Source organism: Streptomyces sp. NPDC094143 (assembly GCF_040303825.1).
GTDB lineage: Bacteria > Actinomycetota > Actinomycetes > Streptomycetales > Streptomycetaceae > Streptomyces.
In genome coordinates, this window is sequence record NZ_JBEOTZ010000022.1 from 122,245 (window position 1) to 144,389 (window position 22,145).

The 22,145-nt window shown below is 73.1% G+C and carries 18 protein-coding genes; 8 read left to right on the forward strand and 10 right to left on the reverse strand.

Features of this window, described 5'->3' with window-relative positions; genetic code table 11:
- Positions 1-660: 660 nt before the first annotated feature.
- Positions 661-1,863 carry an amino acid deaminase/aldolase gene (locus ABTZ58_RS26040; RefSeq protein ID WP_351361254.1) on the forward strand — a complete coding sequence of 401 codons (1,203 nt, stop codon included), beginning with the start codon at positions 661-663 and terminating at the stop codon, positions 1,861-1,863.
- A 12-nt stretch (positions 1,864-1,875) separates the two neighbouring features.
- Here the strand turns inward: ABTZ58_RS26040 and ABTZ58_RS26045 are convergent, their stop codons facing one another.
- The 4 genes from ABTZ58_RS26045 to ABTZ58_RS26060 are packed head-to-tail and all read right to left on the reverse strand — an operon-like array spanning position 1,876 to position 6,388.
- Complete coding sequence (locus ABTZ58_RS26045; RefSeq protein ID WP_351361327.1) at positions 1,876-2,784, reverse strand: DUF2510 domain-containing protein; 909 nt, start codon at positions 2,782-2,784, stop codon at positions 1,876-1,878.
- A 48-nt stretch (positions 2,785-2,832) separates the two neighbouring features.
- Positions 2,833-3,618: a 3-oxoacyl-ACP reductase gene (locus tag ABTZ58_RS26050; RefSeq protein WP_351361257.1), complete on the reverse strand. Its 786-nt coding sequence runs from the start codon at positions 3,616-3,618 to the stop codon at positions 2,833-2,835.
- Positions 3,615-5,009, reverse strand: coding sequence for an aldehyde dehydrogenase family protein (locus ABTZ58_RS26055; protein ID WP_351361260.1), 1,395 nt, complete (start codon positions 5,007-5,009; stop codon positions 3,615-3,617). Before ABTZ58_RS26055 ends, ABTZ58_RS26050 begins: the two co-directional genes overlap by 4 nt.
- Positions 5,010-5,017: 8 nt before the next feature.
- Entirely contained in the window at positions 5,018-6,388 is a 1,371-nt protein-coding gene (locus ABTZ58_RS26060; RefSeq protein WP_351361262.1) for a glutamine synthetase family protein, read from the reverse strand.
- A gap of 87 nt (positions 6,389-6,475) precedes the next feature.
- On the opposite strand from ABTZ58_RS26060, the gene ABTZ58_RS26065 reads away from it, so the two are divergent.
- The 3 genes from ABTZ58_RS26065 (at position 6,476) to ABTZ58_RS26075 (ending at position 9,519) form a co-directional block, all read left to right on the forward strand.
- Positions 6,476-7,210: a FadR/GntR family transcriptional regulator gene (locus ABTZ58_RS26065; RefSeq protein ID WP_351361265.1), complete on the forward strand. Its 735-nt coding sequence runs from the start codon at positions 6,476-6,478 to the stop codon at positions 7,208-7,210.
- A gap of 151 nt (positions 7,211-7,361) precedes the next feature.
- Entirely contained in the window at positions 7,362-8,807 is a 1,446-nt protein-coding gene (gene eat / locus ABTZ58_RS26070) for an ethanolamine permease (protein WP_351361268.1), read from the forward strand.
- A gap of 25 nt (positions 8,808-8,832) precedes the next feature.
- The gene (locus ABTZ58_RS26075) at positions 8,833-9,519 is read left to right on the forward strand and encodes a gamma-glutamyl-gamma-aminobutyrate hydrolase family protein (protein WP_351361271.1); all 687 of its coding nucleotides are present in this window, start codon (positions 8,833-8,835) and stop codon (positions 9,517-9,519) included.
- 535 nt (positions 9,520-10,054) lie between these two features.
- Here ABTZ58_RS26075 and ABTZ58_RS26080 read toward each other — a convergent pair.
- Entirely contained in the window at positions 10,055-10,984 is a 930-nt protein-coding gene (locus ABTZ58_RS26080; RefSeq protein ID WP_351361274.1) for a LysR family transcriptional regulator, read from the reverse strand.
- A gap of 70 nt (positions 10,985-11,054) precedes the next feature.
- Here ABTZ58_RS26080 and ABTZ58_RS26085 point away from each other — a divergent pair, with 70 nt between their 5' ends.
- The gene (locus ABTZ58_RS26085; protein ID WP_351361277.1) at positions 11,055-12,206 is read left to right on the forward strand and encodes a TDT family transporter; all 1,152 of its coding nucleotides are present in this window, start codon (positions 11,055-11,057) and stop codon (positions 12,204-12,206) included.
- Here ABTZ58_RS26085 and ABTZ58_RS26090 read toward each other — a convergent pair.
- From ABTZ58_RS26090 to ABTZ58_RS26105, 4 genes are all read right to left on the reverse strand, one after another.
- Complete coding sequence (locus ABTZ58_RS26090; protein ID WP_351361280.1) at positions 12,118-12,837, reverse strand: helical backbone metal receptor; 720 nt, start codon at positions 12,835-12,837, stop codon at positions 12,118-12,120. The genes ABTZ58_RS26085 and ABTZ58_RS26090 overlap by 89 nt on opposite strands.
- Positions 12,834-13,406 carry a helix-turn-helix domain-containing protein gene (locus tag ABTZ58_RS26095; protein WP_351361283.1) on the reverse strand — a complete coding sequence of 191 codons (573 nt, stop codon included), beginning with the start codon at positions 13,404-13,406 and terminating at the stop codon, positions 12,834-12,836. The genes ABTZ58_RS26090 and ABTZ58_RS26095 overlap by 4 nt, the downstream gene beginning before the upstream one ends.
- 335 nt (positions 13,407-13,741) lie before the next feature.
- The gene (locus ABTZ58_RS26100; RefSeq protein WP_351361286.1) at positions 13,742-16,357 is read right to left on the reverse strand and encodes an ABC transporter permease/substrate binding protein; all 2,616 of its coding nucleotides are present in this window, start codon (positions 16,355-16,357) and stop codon (positions 13,742-13,744) included.
- Positions 16,350-17,441 (reverse strand): quaternary amine ABC transporter ATP-binding protein, encoded by a 1,092-nt coding sequence (locus ABTZ58_RS26105; RefSeq protein WP_351361288.1) that lies wholly within the window; start codon positions 17,439-17,441, stop codon positions 16,350-16,352. Before ABTZ58_RS26105 ends, ABTZ58_RS26100 begins: the two co-directional genes overlap by 8 nt.
- 196 nt (positions 17,442-17,637) lie before the next feature.
- On the opposite strand from ABTZ58_RS26105, the gene ABTZ58_RS26110 reads away from it, so the two are divergent.
- The 3 genes from ABTZ58_RS26110 (at position 17,638) to ABTZ58_RS26120 (ending at position 20,571) form a co-directional block, all read left to right on the forward strand.
- Positions 17,638-18,585, forward strand: a complete 948-nt coding sequence (locus ABTZ58_RS26110) for a 5'-3' exonuclease (protein ID WP_351361330.1) — start codon at positions 17,638-17,640, stop codon at positions 18,583-18,585.
- Positions 18,586-18,669: 84 nt separating this feature from the next.
- Positions 18,670-19,512, forward strand: a complete 843-nt coding sequence (locus ABTZ58_RS26115; RefSeq protein WP_351361291.1) for a siderophore-interacting protein — start codon at positions 18,670-18,672, stop codon at positions 19,510-19,512.
- Positions 19,513-19,569: 57 nt separating this feature from the next.
- A complete protein-coding gene (locus ABTZ58_RS26120) occupies positions 19,570-20,571 on the forward strand; it encodes an RluA family pseudouridine synthase (RefSeq protein WP_351361294.1) in 1,002 nt (333 codons plus the stop codon).
- Here ABTZ58_RS26120 and ABTZ58_RS26125 read toward each other — a convergent pair.
- A complete protein-coding gene (locus ABTZ58_RS26125) occupies positions 20,565-22,100 on the reverse strand; it encodes a cytochrome P450 (protein ID WP_351361297.1) in 1,536 nt (511 codons plus the stop codon). The two genes, ABTZ58_RS26120 and ABTZ58_RS26125, sit on opposite strands and share 7 nt — an antisense overlap.
- Between the last annotated feature and the right edge of the window lie 45 nt (positions 22,101-22,145).

Consider the following 22,145-nt stretch of genomic DNA (forward strand, 5'->3'; position numbering starts at 1 on the left):
GGACGGCGGCTGCGTGCCGCCTCGTGCGGTCAGGCGGAAGGGACGGGTGGGTGTCTCGGGGGCGGGGCCGCGGTCGTCCTCCGGGCGGGGCGGCGTGTCCGGGAAGCGGGACGACGCGCGGGGCGGCGGAGGCGATGTCGGTTCGTCGCGCCGGGGCGCCGTCGCGCCGAGGCTGGGGAAGCGGGGGCCGTACGGGCGGCGGTCGTTGGAGGTGCCGTCCTCGGCGGAGCTCGCCGTACCGTCCGGGCCGTGACCGGTGCCGTCCGGCGTCGGCGCGTCGCCGGGGGCGAAGGATCCGGAGCCCTGCGGGCCGGACGCGGCCGACGGGGCCTCCGCAGGTGCCGGTGGACGCGCGGGGCGTGGGGGGAAGGAGGCGCGTCGCGCTTCCGTGCTCATGCACCCCCCGTTTCCCCGGCCCGGGCCGCTGCGCGCGCGGGCCGGTGTCGTTCCGCCCGAGGCCCGGCACCGACGCGTCCGGGCACACATACCCGTGCGGACGGAGCGTCATCCCGGCACGGCTGAGCGGCCGGCGTCGTCCGCCGTACGTGCGCGTCACTCTACGGCTTGTCCCGGGGCGAACGGGAACCAGTCCGCGAGCCCGGGGCATCTGCCCGGAACGTCCCCCTACCCTGCGGTAATCCGGTCTGGCAGGCTGCGTTCATGACTGCGCGCGCCGCCGACCGGGCCCGTTACGACCGGGCCACCGCCCATCTGGACGCCCCTCTCGCGATCGTGGACCTGGACGCCTTCGACGCCAACGCCGAGGACCTGGTCCGCCGTGCCGGGGGCAAGCCCGTCCGGGTCGCCAGCAAGTCCGTGCGGTGCCGGGCGCTGCTGGAACGCGTCCTGGCCCGGGACGGCTTCGCGGGGATCATGTCGTTCACGCTCACCGAGTCGCTGTGGCTCGCCCGGTCGGGGTTCGAGGACGTGCTGCTCGCCTACCCGTCCGCCGACCGCGCCGCGTACGCCGAGCTCGCCGGTGACCCCAAGCTCGCCGCCGCCGTGACCGTCATGGTCGACGACGTGGCGCAGCTGGACCTGATCGACGCCTCCCGGGGCGGCGGGCGCGAAGTCGTGCGGGTGTGCCTGGAGTTGGACACCTCGCTCCGGCTGCTGGGCGGGCGGGTGCGGATCGGGGCCCGGCGCTCGCCGCTGCACTCCCCCGCCGAAGTCGCCGACGTGGCCCGCGCGGTGGCCCGGCGGCCGGGCTTCGAGGTCGTGGGGATCATGGCGTACGAGGGGCATGTCGCCGGGGTCGGGGACGCCGTGGCGGGGCGGCCGTTGCGCTCGCGTGCCGTCCGGCTGATGCAGGCCGCCGCCAGGCGCGAACTGGCCGAGCGGCGCGCGGAGGTGGTGCGCGCGGTGCGGGCCGTGGTGCCGGGGCTGGAGTTCGTCAACGGCGGGGGCACCGGGTCGGTGCAGCACACGGCGGCCGAGGACGCCGTCACCGAGATCGCGGCCGGTTCGGGGCTGTACGTGCCGCGGCTGTTCGACAACTACACCTCGTTCCGCGGCAGGCCGGCCGCCCTGTTCGCGCAGCCCGTGGTGCGGCGGCCGGGGGTCGGGGTCGTGACGGTGCTCGGCGGCGGGTATCCCGCGTCCGGTGCGGCCGGGCCCGACCGGTCGCCCGTGCCGTACCTGCCCGAGGGGCTGCGCTACGACCCGCAGGAGGGGGCCGGTGAGGTGCAGACGCCGCTGCTCGGCTCGCCCGCCGACGATCTGCTGATCGGCGACAAGGTGTGGTTCCGGCACGCGAAGGCCGGTGAGCTGTGCGAGCGGTTCGAGGCGCTGCACCTGGTCGAGGGCGACGCGGTGACGGCGACCGTGCCGACCTACCGCGGCGAGGGGCAGACGTTCCTCTAGCCGGCTGCCTCGTCAGTCCGTCGGGCCGATGCTGCTGCCCACGCCGCCGCCGGTGCCCGCGTCACCGACCGGGCGGATGCCCTTGGTGATGCGGTCCATGTCGGCGAGCGGCGGCCCGTCCGCGCCCGCGTCGAAGACGTACCGGACGAGGACCGGCGACTCGGTGCCGACGCTGGAGGGGAAGACGAGCGACTGGACGTAGCCGCCCGGGCCCTCGGCGGTGTGCACGCGCCAGCGCACGAAGTACCCGGCACGGCCCGCCACCGCGACCGGCCCGGACTTGACGAGCTCGTGGGACTCCATGCCCCCGTAGGGCTTCTGGCCGATCGCGTCGCGGTCGAAGGCGTCCTCGGCCGCGTCGGAGATGTCCGCCTTGGCCAGGGCCTCGGGGGAGGTCTCGTCGTTCGCGGTCACGGTGCGGGAGACGACCAGGCCGTGGCGGCAGACGGCGCCGTCGCCGGGGCAGTCGTACGTGCCGTCCGTGGTCATGACGACGTCGTCCTGGGCGACGTGCCGGGGGCGGACCCAGCCGTCGAGGAGCGGGAAGGTGACGCCGTTGAGCTGGTCCTCGACGACCGAGGGGTCGTCCGCGGACGGCTGGGAGGTGGACTCCTCGGGGGTCGGCTCCGGCGGTTCGGGCGCGGCGGAGGTGGTGGACGTCGGGGCCGTCCTGGTCTCCGCCCCGCCGTCGTCGCCGCTGCCGAGGACCGCCGCTCCGGTGACGATCGCCGCGACCAGGACGGCCCCCGCCGCGACCAGGGCGACGGTCCTGGCCCGTCCGGTGCCGCCGCCCGGAGGCGTGGGCACCGGGACGGTGGGGGCCTCGGGCGTGCGGCGGTGCTCGGTCCAGGCCGTGCCGTCCCACCAGCGCCGCAGGTGCGGTGCGTGCGGGTCCGGATACCAGCCGGGTGGGGGCGTCATGCTCATCCCGGCACTGTAGGCCGCGATCCGGGCCGCGCGGACACGGGCTTACAGGGGTGTGACGTACGCCCCCGCGATGCCGCCGTCGACGAGGAAGTCGGTGGCGTTCACGAAGGAGGAGTCGTCGCTGGCGAGGAAGGCCACGGCGGCGGCGATCTCGTCGGCCTCGGCGAAGCGGCCCAGCGGGATGTGCACCAGGCGGCGCGCGGCCCGCTCCGGGTCCTTGGCGAACAGCTCCTGCAGCAGCGGGGTGTTGACCGGCCCCGGGCACAGGGCGTTGACGCGGATGCCCTCGCGGGCGAACTGCACGCCCAGTTCCCGGGACATGGCGAGCACGCCGCCCTTGGAGGCGGTGTAGGAGATCTGCGAGGTGGCCGCGCCCATCCTGGCCACGAAGGAGGCCGTGTTGATGATCGAGCCCTTGCCCTGGCGCCGCATGTAGGGGATGGCGGCCTTGCAGCACAGGTAGACGGAGGTGAGGTTGACCTCCTGGACGCGCTTCCAGGCCTCCAGGCCGGTCTCCAGGATGGAGTCGTCGTCGGGCGGTGAGATGCCGGCGTTGTTGAAGGCGATGTCGACGCTGCCGTAGGTGTCGTAGGCGGTTCTGAAGAGGGCCTCGACCTCCTCGGGGTCGGTCACGTCGACCTTCACGAAGGTGCCGCCGGCCTCTTCGGCGGCGGCCTTGCCGCGGGTCTCGTCGACGTCGCCGCAGACGACGTGCGCGCCCTCGGAGGCGAGACGGCGGGCGGCGGCGAGTCCGATGCCGCTGCCGGCTCCGGTGACGACGGCGGTACGGCCGACCAGACGGCGGCAGATGATGTCCTGGGCAGTCACTGTGCGGGGCCCTCCGTGCTGATGAAGACGTTCTTGGTTTCGGTGAAGGCGGCCAGGGCGTCGGGGCCGAGTTCACGGCCGACGCCGGACTGCTTGTAGCCGCCGAACGGGGTCCAGTAGCGGACGCTGGCGTGGGAGTTGACGGACAGGTTGCCGGCGCGGACGGCCCGGGAGACGCGCAGGGCACGGCCGACGTCCCGGGTCCAGATGGAGCCGGAGAGGCCGTAGGGGGTGTCGTTGGCGAGGCGGATCGCGTCCTCCTCGTCGGTGAAGGGCAGCAGGACGGCCACGGGGCCGAAGATCTCCTCGCAGGCGGCGGGCGAGTCCGGCCGCTCCCCGGTGAGGACGGTCGGCGGGAACCAGAAGCCGGGGCCCTCGGGGGCGCTGCCGCGCAGGGCCGGGGCGTCATCGGGCACGAAGCCGCGGACCCGGTCCAGTTGCTGCCGGGAGATCAGCGGGCCCATCTGCGTCTTCTCGTCGGCCGGATCGCCCACCACCACGGCGGACAGGGCGTCGGCGAGCAGGCCGCGGACCTCGTCGTAGACGGAGTCCTGGACCAGGACGCGGGTGCGGGCGCAGCAGTCCTGGCCGGAGTTGTCGAGGAACGAGAAGGGGTCGACGGCGGCCCTCAGGTCGGCGTCGGCGAAGACGATGTTGGGGCTCTTGCCGCCGAGTTCGAGGGTGACCGGCTTGACCTGCTCGGCGGCGAGAGCGGCGACGCGCGTGCCGGTCCGGGTGGAGCCGGTGAAGACGATCTTGGCGACTCCGGGGTGCCGGACCAGCGCGTCGCCGGTGATGTCGCCGCGCCCGGGCAGGACCTGGAAGAGATGCTCGGGGAGCCCGGCCTCCAGGGCGAGTTCGGCCAGGCGCAGGGCGGTGAGCGGGGTGGTCTCGGCGGGCTTGAGCAGGACGGCGTTGCCGGCCGCGAGGGCGGGGGCGGTGCCCCAGGCGGCGATCGGCATCGGGAAGTTCCAGGGGGCGATCACGCCGACCACGCCGAGCGGTTCGAGGATCGTGACGTCCAGGCCGCCGGGCACCGGGATCTGCCGGCCGGTGAGCCGCTCCACTCCCCCGGCCGCGTAGTCCAGCAGGTCGCGGACGTTGCCGGCCTCCCAGCGGGCGTTGCCGATGAGGTGGCTGGCCTCCCGGACCTCAAGGCGGGCCAGTTCCTCCAGGTGCTCGTCGACGGTGGCGGCGAAACGGCGCAGCAGCCGGGCCCGGTCGCCGGGGGCGAGGGCGGCCCAGGTCCGCTGCGCCCGGGCGGCGCGGACGACGGCCGTGTCGACGTCGGCCGGGCTCGCGCCGGCGACGGCGGCGACGACCTCCTCGGTCGCGGGGTTCAGTACTTCCAGGAGGTGTCCGGAAGACGACTCTGCAGACTCTGAAGACAACGAGGGCCTCACAGACGTTCGAAGGAGCGGCGCAGCTCCCAGTCGGTCACCGCGGCGTCGAAGGCGTCCAGCTCGACGCGCGCCATGTTGCGGTAGTGCGCGACGACCTCGTCCCCGAAGGCCGCCTTGGCGATGGCGCTGTGCTCCCAGAGCTCGGCGGCCTCGCGCAGGGTGGTGGGGACGTGGGCGAAGTCGGCGGTGTAGGCGTTGCCGGCGCAGGGCTCGGGCAGGTCGAGTTTCTGCTCGATGCCGTGCAGCCCGGCCGCGACCAGTCCGGCGACGGCGAGGTAGGGGTTGACGTCGCCGCCGGGCAGGCGGTTCTCGAAGCGCATCGAGCGGCCGTGGCCGACCACGCGCAGCGCGCAGGTGCGGTTGTCGTGGCCCCAGGCGACGGCGGTCGGGGCGAAGGAGCCGGGCTGGAACCGCTTGTAGGAGTTGATGTTGGGGGCGTAGAGCAGGGAGAACTCGCGCAGGGCGGCGAGCTGGCCGGCGAGGAAGTGCCGCATGACGCCGGACATGCCGCCGTGGTCGTCGGAGGGTCCGGCCATGGCGTTGTTGCCGTCCGCGTCGGCGAGCGAGAGGTGGATGTGACAGGAGTTGCCCTCGCGCTCGTTGTACTTGGCCATGAAGGTGATCGACATGCCGTCCTGGGCGGCGATCTCCTTGGCGCCGGTCTTGTAGACGGCGTGCTGGTCGCAGGTGATAAGGGCGTCGTCGTAGCGGAAGGCGATCTCGTGCTGGCCGGGGTTGCACTCGCCCTTGGCGGACTCGACGGTGAGGCCGGCGCCGGCCATCTCGTTGCGGATGCGGCGCAGCAGGGGCTCGATGCGGCCGGTGCCGAGGACGGAGTAGTCGATGTTGTACTGGTTGGCCGGGGTCAGGCCGCGGTAGTTCGCGTCCCAGGCCTGTTCGTAGGTGTCCTTGAAGACGATGAACTCCAGCTCGGTGCCGACCTGGGCGGTGTAGCCGAGCTCGGCCAGGCGCTCCAGCTGGCGGCGCAGGATCTGGCGGGGGGCGGCGACGACCGGGGAGCCGTCCTCCCAGGCGAGGTCGGCCAGCACCATGGCCGTGCCCTCGTTCCAGGGCACCCGGCGCAGGGTGGCCAGGTCCGGATGCATGGCGAAGTCGCCGTAGCCGCGGTCCCAGGAGGACATCGCGTAGCCGTCGACGGTGTTCATCTCGGTGTCGACGGCGAGCAGGTAGTTGCAGCCCTCGGTGCCGTGGTGGAGGACTTCGTCGAGGAAGAAACGTGCGGCGAACCGCTTGCCCTGGAGCCGCCCTTGCATGTCGGGGAAGGCCAGGACGACAGTGTCGATCTCACCGCCGGCGACGAGGGCGTGCAGCTCCTCGACGCTCAGCGGGGGTGTGCGGTCTGCCACGGGAGAGCCTCCTTCGGCCTTCTTTCGGCGAGCCGGGAGCCATAAGGTATTGCGGAGAACCATTGCTTGGGAAGGGGGTACGGCCACATGCCGGAGGAATCGGCCGGCGGGGTGCGGGACCGGCTGACGCCGGTACTGCGGCCGGTGCGCGCGGGCAACGGCTTCGAGGAGGCCCTGGAGCAGATCCTCCAGGTCCTGCGGCTTGGGTTGGTGGCGGGGGGCGAGCGGCTGCCGGCCGAGCGGGAACTCGCGGAGCGGCTCGGGATCAGCCGGGTGACGCTGCGCGAGGTGCTGAAGGTGCTCCAGGACCAGGGTCTGGTCGAGTCGCGGCGCGGGCGCTACGGGGGCACGTTCGTACTGCCGCGCACCGACGCCGGCGGCGAGGACGAGCTGCGGCGGCGGATCGCCGAGACCGACATAGAGGACGTGCTGCGGTTCCGCGAGGTGCTGGAGGTCGGCGCGGCCGGGCTGTGCGCGGCGCACGGGCTGACCGGGGACCAGGAGGCCCGGCTGCGCGCGGCGCTGGCGGGCACGCACGACGCGCCGCTGAGCGACTACCGGCGCCGGGACACACTGCTGCACCTCACGCTCGCCGAGCTGTCCGGCTCCCCCACGCTGACCGCCCAGTACGCGGCGGTGCGCGCGAGCGTCAACGACCTGCTCGACTGCATCCCGCTGCTGGTCCGCAACCTGGAGCACTCCCAGCGGCAGCACGCGGCCCTGGTGGAGGCCGTGATCGAGGGCGACGCCGACCAGGCGCGGGAGATCATGCGCGAGCACTGCGGGGGAACCGCGGCGCTCCTGCGGGGCTTCCTCGGCTGACCCGCGCGGCGGCCCGGGCTCGGTGAGGATTTACGGGCGATTAACGCACGGGGCTTGCCTTCCCTCGGTCGGCACCGCAAAGGTATGGCCTCATTCCATTGAGTCGTAGTGCGCTCGACCCCGTGACCGCCGCCCCGTGGGGAGTCTGCCCATGTCCGAGGAACCCACCACCCCATCCGTCGCCCCCGAGGGCGACGACTACCTGGAGCGCAGAGCGCTCCGCCGCGGCAGCGCCGGCTGGGTGCTGCTGACCGGCCTCGGTGTCGCCTATGTCGTCTCCGGCGACTACTCGGGCTGGAACTTCGGCCTGGCCGAGGGCGGCTTCGGGGGCCTGGCCATCGCCATGGTGCTCATGGGCGCCATGTACGCCTGCATGGTCTTCGCCCTCGCCGAGCTGTCCTCGATCCTGCCCACCGCGGGCGGCGGCTACGGTTTCGCCCGCCGCGCGCTGGGCCCCTGGGGCGGCTTCCTGACCGGTACGGCGATCCTCATCGAGTACGTCCTCGCGCCGGCCGCGATCGTCATCTTCATCGGCGACTACGTCGAGTCGCTCGGGCTGTTCGGCCTGGAGTCGGGCTGGCCGCTGTACCTGGTCTGTTTCGCGATCTTCCTCGGCATCCACCTGTGGGGCGTGGGCGAGGCACTGCGGTTCAGCTTCGTCGTCACGGGCATCGCGGTGGCCGCCCTGGTCGTGTTCGCGCTGGCGGCCCTGCCGGACTTCTCCTTCGGGACGCTGGACGACATCCCGGTCGACGCCTCGGCCGCCGGGTCGAACTCCTGGCTGCCGTTCGGGCTGCTCGGAATCTGGGCGGCGTTCCCGTTCGGCATGTGGTTCTTCCTGGGCGTCGAGGGCGTGCCGCTGGCCGCCGAGGAGACCCGGGACCCCGCCCGTACGCTGCCGAAGGCGATCCGCTGGTCGATGGGCATCCTGGTGGTGCTCGCGGTGGTCACGTTCTTCGCGGCGGCCGGGGCGCGCGGGTCGGCGGCCGTGCAGGAGGCGGGCAACCCGCTGGTGGAGGCGCTCCAGCCGGACGGCGAGGCGACGACCCTGAGCCGGATCGTCAACTACGCGGGCCTGGCGGGCCTGGTGGCCTCCTTCTTCTCGCTGATCTACGCGGGCTCGCGCCAGCTGTTCGCCCTCTCCCGCGCGGGCTACCTGCCCCGCTTCCTGTCCCTGACCAGCCGCCGCAAGGCGCCCTACCTGGGCCTGCTGGTGCCCGGCACGATCGGCTTCCTGCTGGCCGCGGTGTCCGGCGACGGCGCGCGCATGCTGAACATCGCCGTCTTCGGCGCGACCATCTCCTACGCGCTGATGTCCCTGTCGCACATCGTGCTGCGCCGCCGCGAGCCGGAGCTGCCCCGGCCGTACCGCACACCGGGCGGGGTGCTGACCTCCTCGGTCGCGCTGGTGCTGGCCTCCGCGGCGCTGGTGGCGACGTTCCTGGTGGATGTGACGGCCGCGTTCATCGCGCTCGTGGTGTACGCCGTGGCCGTCGCGTACTTCGGCCTGTACAGCCGTAAGCGGCTGGTGGCGAAAGCGCCGGAGGAGGAGTTCGCGGCGCTGGCCGCGGCCGAGGCGGAGTTGGCACGGGACTGAGGCGTCGAGCGAGGAGGAGTCTGCCGTGGCCAGGCCGTTGATCGGGGTCAGCACCTATCTGGAGACCGCTGCGCGCTGGGGCGTGTGGGAGCTGGAGGCGGCGTTGCTGCCGGTCGGCTACCCCCGGCTGGTGCAGCGGGCCGGGGGCCTGGCCGCGATGCTGCCGCCGGACGCCCCGGAACGGGCCGCGGAGGCCGTGGCCCGGCTGGACGGGCTGGTCGTCGCGGGCGGTCCCGATGTGGAGCCGGTGCGCTACGGCGCCGAGCGCGACCCGCGGACGGGGCCGCCGGCGCCGGAGCGGGACGCGTGGGAACTGGCCCTGATCGACGCGGCCCTGGCGGGGGGTGTGCCGCTGCTGGGGATCTGCCGGGGCATGCAGCTGCTGAACGTCGCCCTGGGCGGCACGCTCGTGCAGCACCTCGACGGGCACGCGGAGGTCGTGGGCGTGTTCGGCGGGCACCCCGTCAAGCCGGTGCCGGGCACGCTGTACGCCGGGATCGTGCCGGAGGAGACGTCGGTGCCGACCTACCACCACCAGGCCGTGGACCGGCTCGGCGAGGGCCTGGTGCCTTCGGCCTACGCGGCGGACGGCACGGTGGAGGCGGTGGAACTCCCCGCTCCCGGCTGGGTGCTCGGGGTGCAGTGGCACCCGGAGATGGGAGACGACGTGCGGGTCATGCGGGCGCTGGTGAAGGCGGCGGCTTCTGAGTGACCGCGCCCGCCGGCGCGCGGAGGCGGCGGCGTCTCAGTGCCCCGTGCCCGGCCGACGCGTGGGGGAGAGCCGGCGCTTGACGCGGTCGACGACGGGCGCGAGGTCGACGGTGACCGGGGCGGCCGGCGCGTCGGTGAGAAGGCGGCGGCTTCGGAGTGACCCGCACCCGCCATGCATGGAGGCAGCAGCTTCGGAGTGACCCGCACCCGGCCGACACACGGAGGCGGCAGCCCCGCAGCGACCCGCGCCCGGCCCACGCACGGAGGCGGCAGCGCCGCAGTGGCCCGCGCCCGGCCCACGCACGGAGGCGGCAGTGTCGGAGTGACCCGCACCCGCCCACGCACGGAAGCGGCAGCCCCCCCCAGCGACCCGCGCCCGGCCCACGCCTCGGGCCGGGGCGGGCCGGGGTCAGCCGTCCGGTGCCGCCCGGCTCCCGAGGGGCGGCACCGGACGCCCCTGCACGACACCGGCCCGGACCGGGACGCCCCTGCACGACACCGGCCCGCAGACCGGGCCGGTGCCCCCCGCCGGGGACCTAGTCCCGCGTCAGCGACAGCAGGTCGCGGGCCGGGCCCGTGGGGCGGTGCCCCGTCGGCCACACCGCGCGCAGGTCCCGCGCCAGGGCCACCCCGGCCACCGGCACCCGCACCAGCCGCCGCATCGCCAGCTCCTCCCCGACCGCCAGCTCGCTCAGCACGGCCGGTCCGGCCCCGCTGACCGCCGCGGCCTTCACCGCGGTCGTCGAGGACAGCTCGATCAGCGGCCGGGCCAGCCCGCCCAGCGCCGCGTCCAGCACCTGGCGCGTCCCGGAGCCCTTCTCCCGCAGGATCAGCGGTGTCGACGCCAGCTCCTCGGCCGCCACCGGCCGTCCGCGGCGGCCCCATGGGTGTCCCGGTGCCGTGACCACTATCAGCCGGTCGTGGGCGATGACGACCGAGTCCAGCCCGGTCGGCACCGTCAGCCCCTCCACGAAGCCCAGGTCCGCCTCGTCCGACAGCAGTCGTTCCGCGACCACTGTGGAGTTGCCCGCGTGCAGGGACACCGCCGTGTCGGGCCGCTGCGCCCGCAGCGCGAGCAGCCACCCCGGCAGCAGGTACTCCGCGATCGTCATGCTCGCCGCCACCCGCAACCGCGAGTCACGGCGGTCGCGCAGCGCCTGCGCCCCGGCGTCGAACGCCTCCGCCGCCTCCACGATCCGCCGCGCCCAGTCCGTCACCAGCGCACCGGCGTCGGTGAGCCGGGACCCGCGGGGCGAGCGGTCGACCAGCGCCACGCCGAGCTGCCGCTCCATCGACCGGATCCGGCTGCTGGCCGCGGGCTGGGTGATACCGACCTCCCGCGCCGCCCCGCCGAGACTGCCGACCCGCGCCACCGCCAGCAGCAGCTCCAGGGCGCCAAGGTCCGGCACCCGGTGCGCCAGGGACCCGGCGGCCGACGGACCGGCCTGCTCCTCCGTGTTGCTCATAAAGCCAGCTTATGTCGCCATAGAGGCGAACTCCCTGGTGATGCGCCTCCCCCGGCCCGACCGTGGAGTCATGGTCACCGCAGTCCCGCCCGCCGCGTACCCGCTGTCCGTCCGGCATCTCGGGCCCAACTGGTACGCCACCGTCATGGGCACGGCCGTCGTGGCCACCGCCGGAGCCGCTCTCCCGACGCACCTCCCCGCGCTGCGCGGCGTCCTCGCCGGTGTGTGGGCCCTCTCCCTCGCGCTGCTCCTGGTCCTGCTCCTCGCCCGGTCGGCCCACTGGGCCCGCCACCGCGACCAGGCCCGCGCCCACCTGCTCGACCCGGCGACGGCGCCCTTCTACGGCTGCCTCGCCATGGCCCTGCTCGCCGTCGGCGGCGGTGCCCTCGCCGTCGGCCAGGACGTGATCGGCGTGCGGGCCGCGGTGGCGCTCGACGCCGTGCTGTTCACCGCCGGTACGGCCGTCGGACTGGCCGCCGCCGTGGCCGTTCCGTACCTGATGGCCGTACGCCACCGGGTGGAGCCGGGGCAGGCCACGCCGGTGTGGCTGCTGCCGCTGGTCGCGCCCATGGTGTCGGCCGCCGTGGGACCGCGGCTGGTGCCGCATCTGCCTCCCGGTCAGGCCCGGGAGACGCTGCTGCTGCTCTGTTTCGCGCTGTTCGGGCTCAGCCTGCTCGCGACCCTTCTCATGCTGCCCCTGGTCTTCGCCCGGCTGCTCACCGGCGGGCCGCTGCCCCTCGCCCTCACCCCGACGCTGTTCCTGGTGCTGGGCCCGCTCGGCCAGTCCACGACCGCCGTCGGCGCCTTCGCGGACATCGCCCCCGGGGTCGTACCGGAGCCGTACAGCCAGGGCTTCGGCGCCCTCGCCGTGCTCTACGGCGTGCCCGTCATGGGGTTCGCGCTGCTGTGGTCCTGCCTGGCCGGCGCCCATGTGTGGCGTGCCCGGCGGCAGGGGATGCGGTTCGCGATGACCTGGTGGTCGTTCACCTTCCCGGTCGGCACCTGCGTCACCGGCGCCGAGGCGCTGGGGCGGCACACCGGGCTGGTGGCCTACGCGGGGCCGGCGGTCGTGCTGTACGGGGTGCTGGTCGCCGCCTGGGGCACGGCCGTCGTGGGCACCGTGCGCGGGCTGGTCAGGGGCGAGCTGCTCGCAGGGCCCGGCCCAGCACCCGCGGCGTCTCGGCCAGCGACGGCCCGTACCACGTCAGGTGCCGTCCGCTGACGAGCGCGCACGGCAGCCCGGGGAAGGCCTCGGGTCCGTCGTCCGCCGTGAAGCGGTACGGCTCGTCCGGCAGGACCACCACGTCCGGCGCCGCCGCGCGCAGTTCCTCCAGGGGAACGCGGGGGTAGCGCTCGGGGTGCGCCGCGTGCACGTGGTCCACTCCGAGGCGGGCCAGCACGTCGCCGGCGAAGGTGTCGTGGCCCAGGACCATCCACGGACGGCGCCAGACCGGCACGACCGCCGTGCGGCGGACCTCCGGCGGCGGCAGGGCCGACCAGGTCTCCTCCGCCTCGTCCAGCCAGCACGGCCGGACCGTGACGCCGCAGGCGTGCAGGACCCGGTCGAGTTCCCGGAAGGCCTGCGGCACGTCGCGGACCTCCGTCACCAGGACCTCGACGCCCGCCGCGCGCAGGGCCGCCAGGTCGGGCTCGCGGTTCTCCTCCTCGTTGGCGATGACGAGGTCGGGCGCGAGGGAGACGATCCGGTCGGTCTTCGGGTTCTTGGTGCCGCCGACACGGACGACGTCCAGGTCCGGCGGATGCGTGCACCAGTCGGTGGCACCGGCCAGGACGCCGGGCGCGGACCGGGCCACCGCCTCGGTCAGCGAGGGGACGAGCGAGACGACCCTCACCGGCGTGGCCGGTCCCGGACCGCCTCGATGTGCTCCGCCACGGCGACGACGATCAGGCGCGTGTCCGACTCCGTCGCCCGCCAGCGGTGCCGTACGCCGCCGGTGAGGTACAGCGTGTCGCCGCGGCCGAGCCGGTAGGCGCGGCCCTCGGCCTCGATCTCCACGGCACCGTCGGCGACGTACATCAACTGGTCGTTGCGATACTGGAATTCGCGGCCCGCGTCATGGTCGCCGATGAACTCCGAGGCGTGCATCTGGTGGTGGCCGCGCACCAGGGACCGGGTCCGCGGCCGGGGGGACGGCGGCTCGGTGGCGTCGGCGCGGACGACGTCCACGCTGCACGCCGGATCGGCCGCGGCGAGGAGTTCGACGGCGGTGGTGCGCAGGGCGTCGGCGACCTTCTCCAGGGAACTGGTGCTGGGCCGCGCCCGGTCGTTCTCGATCTGGCTCAGGAACGGAACCGACAGGCCGCTGCGCTCGGCCACGACGGCGAGGGTGAGGTCCAGCGCGCGGCGCCGCCGGCGCACGGCCGCGCCCACCCGCAGGGGCTGCTCTTTGTGGTCGCCCATCGCTCCGGCTCCCTCCTTCGCCCGTCGATCCGCGTCCCGTGCGCCGATGGCGCGGCGCACGGCTCCTGTTGAGTTGTCTGCACCCTACGCATGTTCGGCAAACCGTTCCCCGTGCCCGTCACATCGACGTCATCCGGGGTGGGACGCGACCTCACGGTTCGCGCCAGGAGATCCGCCGCCCGGAGGCCGGGACGGGGATCCCTCCTCCGGGAGGAACAGGGAGGGAGAGGGACTTGAGGGGGTGGTGTAGCGCTCTGTGGTTGTCCGGATCCTGATCGTGGATCCAGGGGGTGCGGGGCGGGACGCGGAGGTGTCGCGCGTCCCACCCCGGAACCCTACTGCGGTGTCATCCGGTTCACCATCTCCGGGTGCCGCTTCAGCCACGCGGCGACGGCTTCTTCCTCATGGCCCTGGCCGCGGTCCTTGATCTCGCTCTCCAGGCTGCCGAGCTCCTCCTCACTCATCCTGAAGTTCTTGATCCACTTCGTGAGCTGCGGGTAGCGCTCGGGGAACTCCTCGTTGGAGATGGTGCGGATCGTGTTGCCCTCACCGAAGGCCTTCTTCGGGTCCTTCAGCTTGGTCAGCTCGTAGTCGCTGTACGCCCAGTGCGGCGACCACAGGGTGACGGCGATCGGCTCCTTCTCGGCGTAGGCGCGCTTCAGCTCGGCCAGCATGGCCGGGGTGGAGCCGTCGACGACCTCGTACTCCTCGTCGAGGCCGTAGCCGGGCAGCACCTTGTTCTTCAGCAGGTCCATCTCGCCGGTGCCGGGCTCGATGCCGATGATCTTCCCCTTGAAGGTGCCGGACTTGCCCTTGAGGTCCTCCAGGGAGTCGACGCCCTTCACGTACGACGGCACCGCGATCTCCAGGGAGGTCGGTTCGTACCAGGTGCCGAGGTCCTTGAGCCGGTCCTTGTTCTTGTCCCAGTAGTTCTTCTGGGCGTAGGGCAGCCAGGCATCGAAGTTGAGGTCGATGTCGCCCGAGGCGAGGCCGGTGTAGACGGGGCCGACGTCCATCTGCTTCAGGTTCATCCTGTAGCCGCGACGCTCCAGGACGTTCTTCCACAGGTAGGTGACGGCGATGTCCTCGTCCCAGGGGAACCAGGCCACGTCCAGCGGCCGCTCGGCCTCGGCGGGGGTGGCGCCGGCGTTGGGCACCGGGGCCATCCTGTCGGCGTAGCCGGGGTGCTGCTTCAGCCAGGCGCGGACGGCGTCCTGCTGCCGGCCCTTGCCCGCCTTGTTGATCTCGGCTTCGAGGCTGGTGAGGTCCTTCTCGCTCATCTCGAAGTCCTTCAGCCACCCGGCGACCGTCGGGTCGTCGTCGGCGAAGCCCTTGCGGGACAGGGTGTGCACACCGTCGCCCTCGCCCCAGGCGCCCTTGGGGTCCTTGAGCTTCTTCAGGTCGTAGTCGTTGTACGCCCAGTGCGGCGACCAGAGCGTGACGACGATCGGCTTCTTCCGGGCGTACGCGCGCTTGAGCTCGGCCAGCATCGCCGGCGTGGAGCTGTCGACGACCTCGTACTCCTCGTCCAGGCCGTACTCCTTGAGGACCTTGCTCTTGAGCAGGGCCATCTCGCCGGCGCCGGACTCGATGCCGGTGATCCTGCCACCGAACTGCGACGCCTTGCCCTTGAGGTCCTCCAGGGAGTCGACGCCCTTCACGTACGAGGGCACCGACAGCTCCAGGGACGTCTTGTCGTACCAGGCGCCGAGGTCGTCGAGCTGCTTGCCGTACTTCTTCCAGTACTGGGCGTGGGTCGTGGGCAGCCAGGCGTCGGTCTGGAAGTCGACGTCGCCCCGGGCGAGCGAGGTGTACAGGGGGCCCGCGTCGAACTGCTTGGCCTCGACCTCGTAGCCGCGCCGCTCCAGGACCTCCTTCCACAGGAAGGTGGAGGCGACGCCCTCGTCCCAGGGGATGTAACCGATGCTGATCTTCTTGCCCTGGCCGACGTCGCCGCCGTCGCCCGCGGCCTCGGTGCCGGTCTTGCCGCCGCCGAGGACACCCATGCCGCCCGCGGCGAGCGCGAGGACGACCACGCCGATCACGGCGACGACCGGGCGGGGCCGGTAGGACCAGATCTTGAGCCCCTGCGCGGCGCGCAGCCGGGCGGCGGCGCGGCGGCCGAGCGGGGAGACCTGCGTGCCGAGCGCACTGGTCATGCGGTCGAGGTAGATCGCGAGGATCACGATGGCCACGCCGGCCTCGGAGCCGAGCCCGACGTTGAGCTGGCCGATGGCCTCGTTCACGTCGCCGCCGAGGCCGCCGGTGCCGACCATGCCGGCGATCGCGGCCATGGAAAGGCCCAGCATGATGACCTGGTTGACGCCGGCCATGACGGTGGGCAGGGCGAGCGGAAGCTGGACGCGCAGCAGCGTGTTGCGGGGCGTGGTGCCGAACGCCTCGGCCGCCTCGACCAGTTCCTTGTCGACCTGCCGGATGCCCAGCTCGGTCATGCGCACGCCCGGGGCGAGCGCGAAGATCAGGGTGGCGACGATGCCCGCGGGGGCGCCGGTGCCGAAGAACAGGATCGCCGGGATGAGGTAGATCATCGCGGGCAGTGTCTGCATGAAGTCCAGCACGGGCCGGACCAGACCGCTGACGCGGTCGGAGCGGGCGGCCCAGATGCCCACGGGCAGGGCGATCACCAGGGCGATGACGGTCGCCACGAGGACGAGCGCCAGGGTGATCATCGCGTTCTCCCACAGCTCGAGGGAGTCGATGAACGCGAACCCGGCGAAGGTGAGGACACCGGCGAGGGTGCCGCGCAGCCAGAAGGCGAGCACGGCGAAGATGCCCGCGAGGAGCAGCGGTTCGGGGGCCTGGAGAACGGCGTTGACGCCGTCGTAGAGGCCGAGGAAGACGGTCTTGCAGAAGTCGAACAGCCACGCCATGTGGGTGGTGAGCCAGTCGACCGCGTCGTTGACCCAGGTGCCGAGCTGGATCCTAGGCACGGGCGGTCACCTTCTCTCCGCCCTTGTCGCGCGGGGAGTCGCAGGGCTGCGGGGCGGTGTCCTCCTCGTCGCCGAGGAAGCCGACCAGCCGCTGCCGCGGGACGACGCCGATCTGCCTGTTGTCCTGGTCCACGACCGGGACCGGGTGGGTGAGCCGGGCGCTGATCGCGCACAGCTCGGTGAACGGGGTGTCGGGCGTGGCGGTCTCGCAGTGGCAGCCGGGGCCGTCGGCGGTGACCGAGGGGTCCATGAGTTCCCCGGCGGTCAGGACGCGGGAGCGGTCGACGTCCTGGGTGAAGGAGGCGACGTAGTCGTCGGCGGGCCGCAGCAGGATGTCCTGGGCGGTGCCGTTCTGGACGATGCGGCCGTCGCGCATGACGGCGATGCGGTCGCCCAGGCGCATGGCCTCGTTCAGGTCGTGGGTGATGAAGACGATCGTCTTCTCGAGCTTGTGCTGGAGCTCCAGCAGCTGGTCCTGCATGTCGCGGCGGATCAGCGGGTCCAGGGCGCTGAAGGACTCGTCCATCAGCAGCAGGTCGGCGTCCGTGGCCAGCGCCCGGGCGAGGCCGACGCGCTGCTGCATGCCGCCGGACAGTTCGTCGGGCCAGGACTTCTCCCAGCCGGCCAGGCCGCACAGGGCGAGCGCCTCGTCGGCGCGGCGTTCGCGCTCGGCGCGGGGCACGCCCTGCACTTCCAGACCGTAGGCGGCGTTCTCGCGGACGCTGCGGTGGGGGAAGAGCGCGAAGTGCTGGAACACCATGCTGATCTTCTTCGAGCGGACCTCGCGCAGCTCGCGGTCGCTCAGCGCGGTCAGGTCCTGGCCGTCGAAGCGCACGTGTCCGGCGGTCGGTTCGAGCAGGCCGTTCAGCATGCGCAGCAGGGTCGACTTGCCGGAGCCGGACAGCCCCATGACGACGAAGATCTGCCCCGGCTCGACCGTGAAGGACGCGTCGATCACCGCGGCGGTCGCGCCCTCGGCGCGCAGGTCCTCCCGGTCGGCGCCGTCGCGGAGCCGCTCGACCGCCCGCTCCGTTCTCCTGCCGAACACCTTGTACAGGCTCTCTGCCTCAAGGGTCGCTGACACGTGCACCTCTACTTCCTCGGCAACAGAAACAGAGCGAGGACAGGGCGCAACAGTTGAAATGCGCAATCAGCCTCGCTCCGGAGCGGCGCCTCCCCCCGATCCCCAGGGGCAAACGCGGAAGTGGGCCGCTTCACACGGGGCGCGCTCTGCGCAACGCGTTGCGCGACGCGACCGGCTGTCGGTGGCGTACGGCATGATGCGTGGCGTGACCGGACGACTGATGCTCCTCGACACCGCCTCCCTGTACTTCCGCGCCTACTTCGGCGTGCCCGAGTCGGTCAAGGCACCGGACGGCACGCCGGTGAACGCCGTGCGCGGCCTGCTCGACTTCATCGACCGCCTGGTCAAGGACCACCGGCCGGACGCCCTGGTGGCCTGCATGGACGCCGACTGGCGCCCGCAGTGGCGGGTGGAGCTGATCCCCTCCTACAAGGCCCACCGCGTCGCCGAGGAGCGCGCGGCCGGCCCGGACGAGGAGGAGGTGCCCGACACGCTCTCGCCGCAGGTGCCGGTCATCGAGGCCGTGCTGGACGCGGTGGGCATCGCGCGCGTGGGCGTCGCGGGGTACGAGGCGGACGACGTGATCGGCACGTTCACGGCGCGGGCGAAGGGCCCGGTCGACATCGTCACGGGCGACCGCGACCTGTACCAGCTGGTGGACGACGCGCGGGGGGTGCGCGTGCTGTACCCGCTGAAGGGCGTGGGCTCGCTGCAGCTCACCGATGAGGCGGTGCTGCGTGCGAAGTATGGGGTCGGCGGGAGCGGGTACGCGGATCTGGCCCTGCTGCGTGGCGACCCCAGCGACGGACTGCCGGGGGTGCCGGGCGTCGGCGAGAAGACGGCTGCGAAGCTGCTGGCCGAGTTCGGGGACCTGCCCGGGATCCTGGCGGCGGTCGAGGACCGGCGGTCGAGGCTGACGCCGACGCAGCGCAGGCGGCTGGACGAGTCGCGCCCGTACCTCGCGGTCGCGCCGAAGGTGGTCCGGGTCGCCGACGACGTGCCGCTCCCGGACGTCACCACGGCGCTGCCGCGGGCCCCGCGCGACCCGGCGGCGCTGGAGGCGCTGGCGGCGCGCTGGGGACTGGGCGGGTCCCTGGAGCGTCTGCTGACGACGCTGGCGGCGGGAGTGCGGGTAAGTGACTGACGTGACCTTCGTGTTCAAGAGGTGGGAAACGGGGGCGGGGTGCTAACTTAGGTAACCCTAACTATGCGACACAGGGAGGCCCTCATGGCAGAGCGACCGGGACGCCAGCCGCGCAAGCCGCATTCCGCTCAGGTCGTGCGCACCGAGCGGCTGACCCCGCACATGCAGCGTGTGGTGCTCGGCGGCGAGGGCCTCGCCGACTTCGCTGCGGACACGTGCACCGACCACTATGTGAAGCTGCTGTTCCCGCCGGCGGGCGTGACCTACCCGGAGCCGTTCGACCTGCAGCGCGTCCGCGACGAGCTGCCGCGCGAACAGTGGCCGGTGACCCGGACGTACACGGTGCGCCAGTGGGACGCCGAGCACCGGGAGCTGACGCTGGACTTCGTGATCCACGGGGACGAGGGCCTGGCCGGTCCGTGGGCCACGCGGGTCCGGCCGGGTGAGACGGTGCGCTTCATGGGACCCGGCGGGGCCTACGCGCCCGATCCGCAGGCCGACTGGCACCTGCTCGTCGGCGACGAGAGCGCGCTGCCCGCGATCGCCCGCGCCCTGGAGGCCTTGCCGCGCGGGGCGACGGCGCACGCCTTCGTGGAGATCTCCGGCCCCGAGGAGGAGCAGAAGATCGACTCGGACGTGGACGTCGTCTGGCTGCACCGCGGTGCCCGGCCCCGCGGCGAGGCGCTGGTCGAGGCCGTGCGGGACCTGGAGTTCCCCGCAGGCCGGGTGCATGCCTTCGTCCACGGCGAGGCGCACTTCGTGAAGGAGCTGCGCCGTCTGCTGCGGGTCGAGCGCGGCATCCCGCGCGAGGACCTGTCGATCTCCGGCTACTGGCGCCTCGGCCACAACGAGGACGGCTGGCAGGCGTCGAAGCGGGAGTGGAACGCACGCATCGAGGCGGAACAGGAGAACGCGCCCGCGGCGTGAGCGGACCGGGTCGGTCCCGGGCCGCCGGGAAGCGGGCTACCCGTACGCTGGGCCGCGATGAGACGCAAGACCCGCACCCCGCCCTCTCCCCTGCCGCAGCGCCACGGCGTGGATCCGGTACGGGTGCGCCTGCCGGCCACCGGCTCGTGGGCCACCGTGCGCGAGCATCTGGTGGAACGGCTCACCGGGGCGGGGGACGGAACCGTCGACGGACTGTTCGAGGCGGGGCTGATCGTCGGGGCGGACGGACGGCCGGTCCCGGCTGACGCGCCCTACGTGCCCGGGATGTTCGTGTGGTTCCACCGCGAACTGCCCGACGAGGTGCCCGTGCCGTTCCCGCTGGAGATCGTGCACCGGGACGAGCACATCGTCGTCGCCGACAAGCCGCACTTCCTCGCCACCACCCCGCGCGGCGGCCATGTCGCCGAGACCGCGCTGGCCCGGCTCCGCCGGAAGCTGGACCTGCCCACTCTCACCGCCGCACACCGGCTGGACCGGCTCACCGCCGGGCTCGTGCTGTTCACCGTGCGCCCCGGGGAGCGCGGCGCGTACCAGACGCTGTTCCGCGACCGGCGGGTCCGCAAGGAGTACGAGGCCGTCGCCCCCCACGACCCCGCCCTCCCCCTCCCGCGCACCGTACGCAGCCGGATCGTGAAGGAGCGCGGGGTGCTGACCGCCCGCGAGGTGCCGGGCGAGCCGAACGCGGAGAGCCGCGTCGAACTCCTCGGACACCGCCCCGCCGGAAGCGCCGCGCAAGGCCCGGGCGGACTCGCCCGGTACCGGCTGGTCCCGGCCACCGGGCAGACCCACCAGCTGCGCGTGCACATGACCGCGCTGGGCGTGCCGATCCTCGGTGATCCGCTCTATCCCGAGGTGACCGGTCCCGTACCGGTCGGCGACTTCCGCCGCCCGCTTCAACTCCTGGCCCGGACCCTTGAGTTCACCGACCCGGTCACGGGCGAGGAGCACCGGTTCCGCAGCGGCCGGACGCTCGCGGCCTGGACGTCGTACGACCGGTGGGCCGCCGGGACGTACGACGGCCCGCGGGACGGTCAGTAACCGCGCCACCAGAGCAGGAAGCGCTGCCAGACACCCTTGCGGCGCACCGGCTCCGCGGCCGGGGGCTGCGGGGGCACCGGGACGGGCTGCGGCTGCACCGGAGCCGGCTCGGGCTGGGGCTGGGACTGGGACTGGGAGTGGGGCCGGGGCCGCGCGGCCGCCGGGGCGGGCTGCGGATCCGGCTGCGAGATGCTGATCTGCCAGTCCGCGCGCTGTGTGGGCACCACCTTGTGGTGCGGCGTCTCCGACACGTCCTGCGGCGGCTTGGGCGAGAACTGCACGGGCAGTTCCACCAGGTGCCGCGAGGCGATGGACGCCGTCCAGCGCAGCTCGTCCTGGTCGCAGTCGAGCTCGACGTCCGGCAGCCGCAGCAGCAGCGCGTCGACGCCGACGTCGGCGATGGAGCGGCCGATGTCCTGGCCCGGGCACTCGTGCGGCCCGCCGCCGAACGCCAGGTGGGACCGGTTGCCCTGCATGCTGGCCTTCAGGTCGGGCCGCACCCGCGGGTCGACGTTCGCCGGGAGCGGGGCGAACAGCAGTCCGTCACCCCGGCGGATGCGCTGCCCGCCGAGCTCCGTCTCCTGCTTGGCGAAGTAGGCGAAGACCGTGCTGAACGGCGGTTCGTTCCACAGTGACTGCTCCACCGCCTCGGGCACCGTCATCTGGCCGCCGTTGAGCTGGGCCCGGAAGCGCGGGTCGATGAGCACGGTCAGCAGCACGTTGGACAGCAGGTTGGTGGTGGCCTCGTAGGCGGCGAAGAGGACCAGGCGCAGGTGCTCCCTGACCTCGTCGTCGGTCAGCCGGGCCGGGTGCGTGATCAGATAGCTGGCGAGGTCTTCCTCCGGCTGGGCGCGGCGCCGGGCGGTGAGCCGGCTGAGCGCCTCCATGACGTAGGTGTGGCTGGCGATGGCGGTCTCGGTGCCCTTGAGCGCGTCGCGGGCGGCCTCGACGAGACGGTCGTCGTACTCGTCGGGCATGCCGAGGATCTCGCACATCACGGCCATCGGCAGGTGCTCGGTGAACTGGCCGACGAGGTCGGCCTCGCCCTGCTCGCAGAAGCGGTTGACGATGGCCTGCGTGCTGCGGTTGATGTAGCGGCGCAGACTGCGGAAGTCGATGGTGGAGATGGCACCCATGACCGCGCCGCGCAGCCTCTTGTGCTCGTCGCCCTCGGCGTGCGAGGCGATGGGCTGCCAGGCGATGTGCGGCATCAGCGGGTGGTCGGGCTTGACCAGCCCCTCCCGCAGCGGGGTCCAGATACGGCTGTCCCGGCAGAACTGCGAGGGCGAGCGCACCATGTGCAGGTTCTCGGTGTGACCGAGGACGATCCAGATCGGCACGTCGTCGTGGAGCAGCACGGGCGCCACGGGGCCGTGTTCCTCCCGCAGTTTCTCGTACAGCGCTCCCAGGTCCTCCGACTCGTGCAGCCGGTGCAGCCCCCCGGGCCCGAGGCCGTGCGCGGGGCAGCCGGGGGGCGGATCGAGCCGGGGTCCGTCCGTACCGGTCCGGGCGTGGGATTCAGGCGTCACAGTGGTCGCTCCGAGGCTTTCCAGATGTCTGGGGGAAGTGGGTGG

Coding starts and splice junctions, on each gene's coding strand:
- eat (WP_351361268.1), top strand. CDS start 7,362: ATGTCCGAGGAACCCACCACCCCATCCGTCGCCCCCGAGGGCGACGAC.
- ABTZ58_RS26115 (WP_351361291.1), top strand. CDS start 18,670: ATGGCAGAGCGACCGGGACGCCAGCCGCGCAAGCCGCATTCCGCTCAG.
- ABTZ58_RS26045 (WP_351361327.1), bottom strand. CDS start 2,784: ATGACGCCCCCACCCGGCTGGTATCCGGACCCGCACGCACCGCACCTG.
- ABTZ58_RS26095 (WP_351361283.1), bottom strand. CDS start 13,406: ATGGGCGACCACAAAGAGCAGCCCCTGCGGGTGGGCGCGGCCGTGCGC.
- ABTZ58_RS26110 (WP_351361330.1), top strand. CDS start 17,638: ATGCGTGGCGTGACCGGACGACTGATGCTCCTCGACACCGCCTCCCTG.
- ABTZ58_RS26085 (WP_351361277.1), top strand. CDS start 11,055: ATGGTCACCGCAGTCCCGCCCGCCGCGTACCCGCTGTCCGTCCGGCAT.
- ABTZ58_RS26065 (WP_351361265.1), top strand. CDS start 6,476: ATGCCGGAGGAATCGGCCGGCGGGGTGCGGGACCGGCTGACGCCGGTA.
- ABTZ58_RS26120 (WP_351361294.1), top strand. CDS start 19,570: ATGAGACGCAAGACCCGCACCCCGCCCTCTCCCCTGCCGCAGCGCCAC.
- ABTZ58_RS26040 (WP_351361254.1), top strand. CDS start 661: ATGACTGCGCGCGCCGCCGACCGGGCCCGTTACGACCGGGCCACCGCC.
- ABTZ58_RS26080 (WP_351361274.1), bottom strand. CDS start 10,984: ATGAGCAACACGGAGGAGCAGGCCGGTCCGTCGGCCGCCGGGTCCCTG.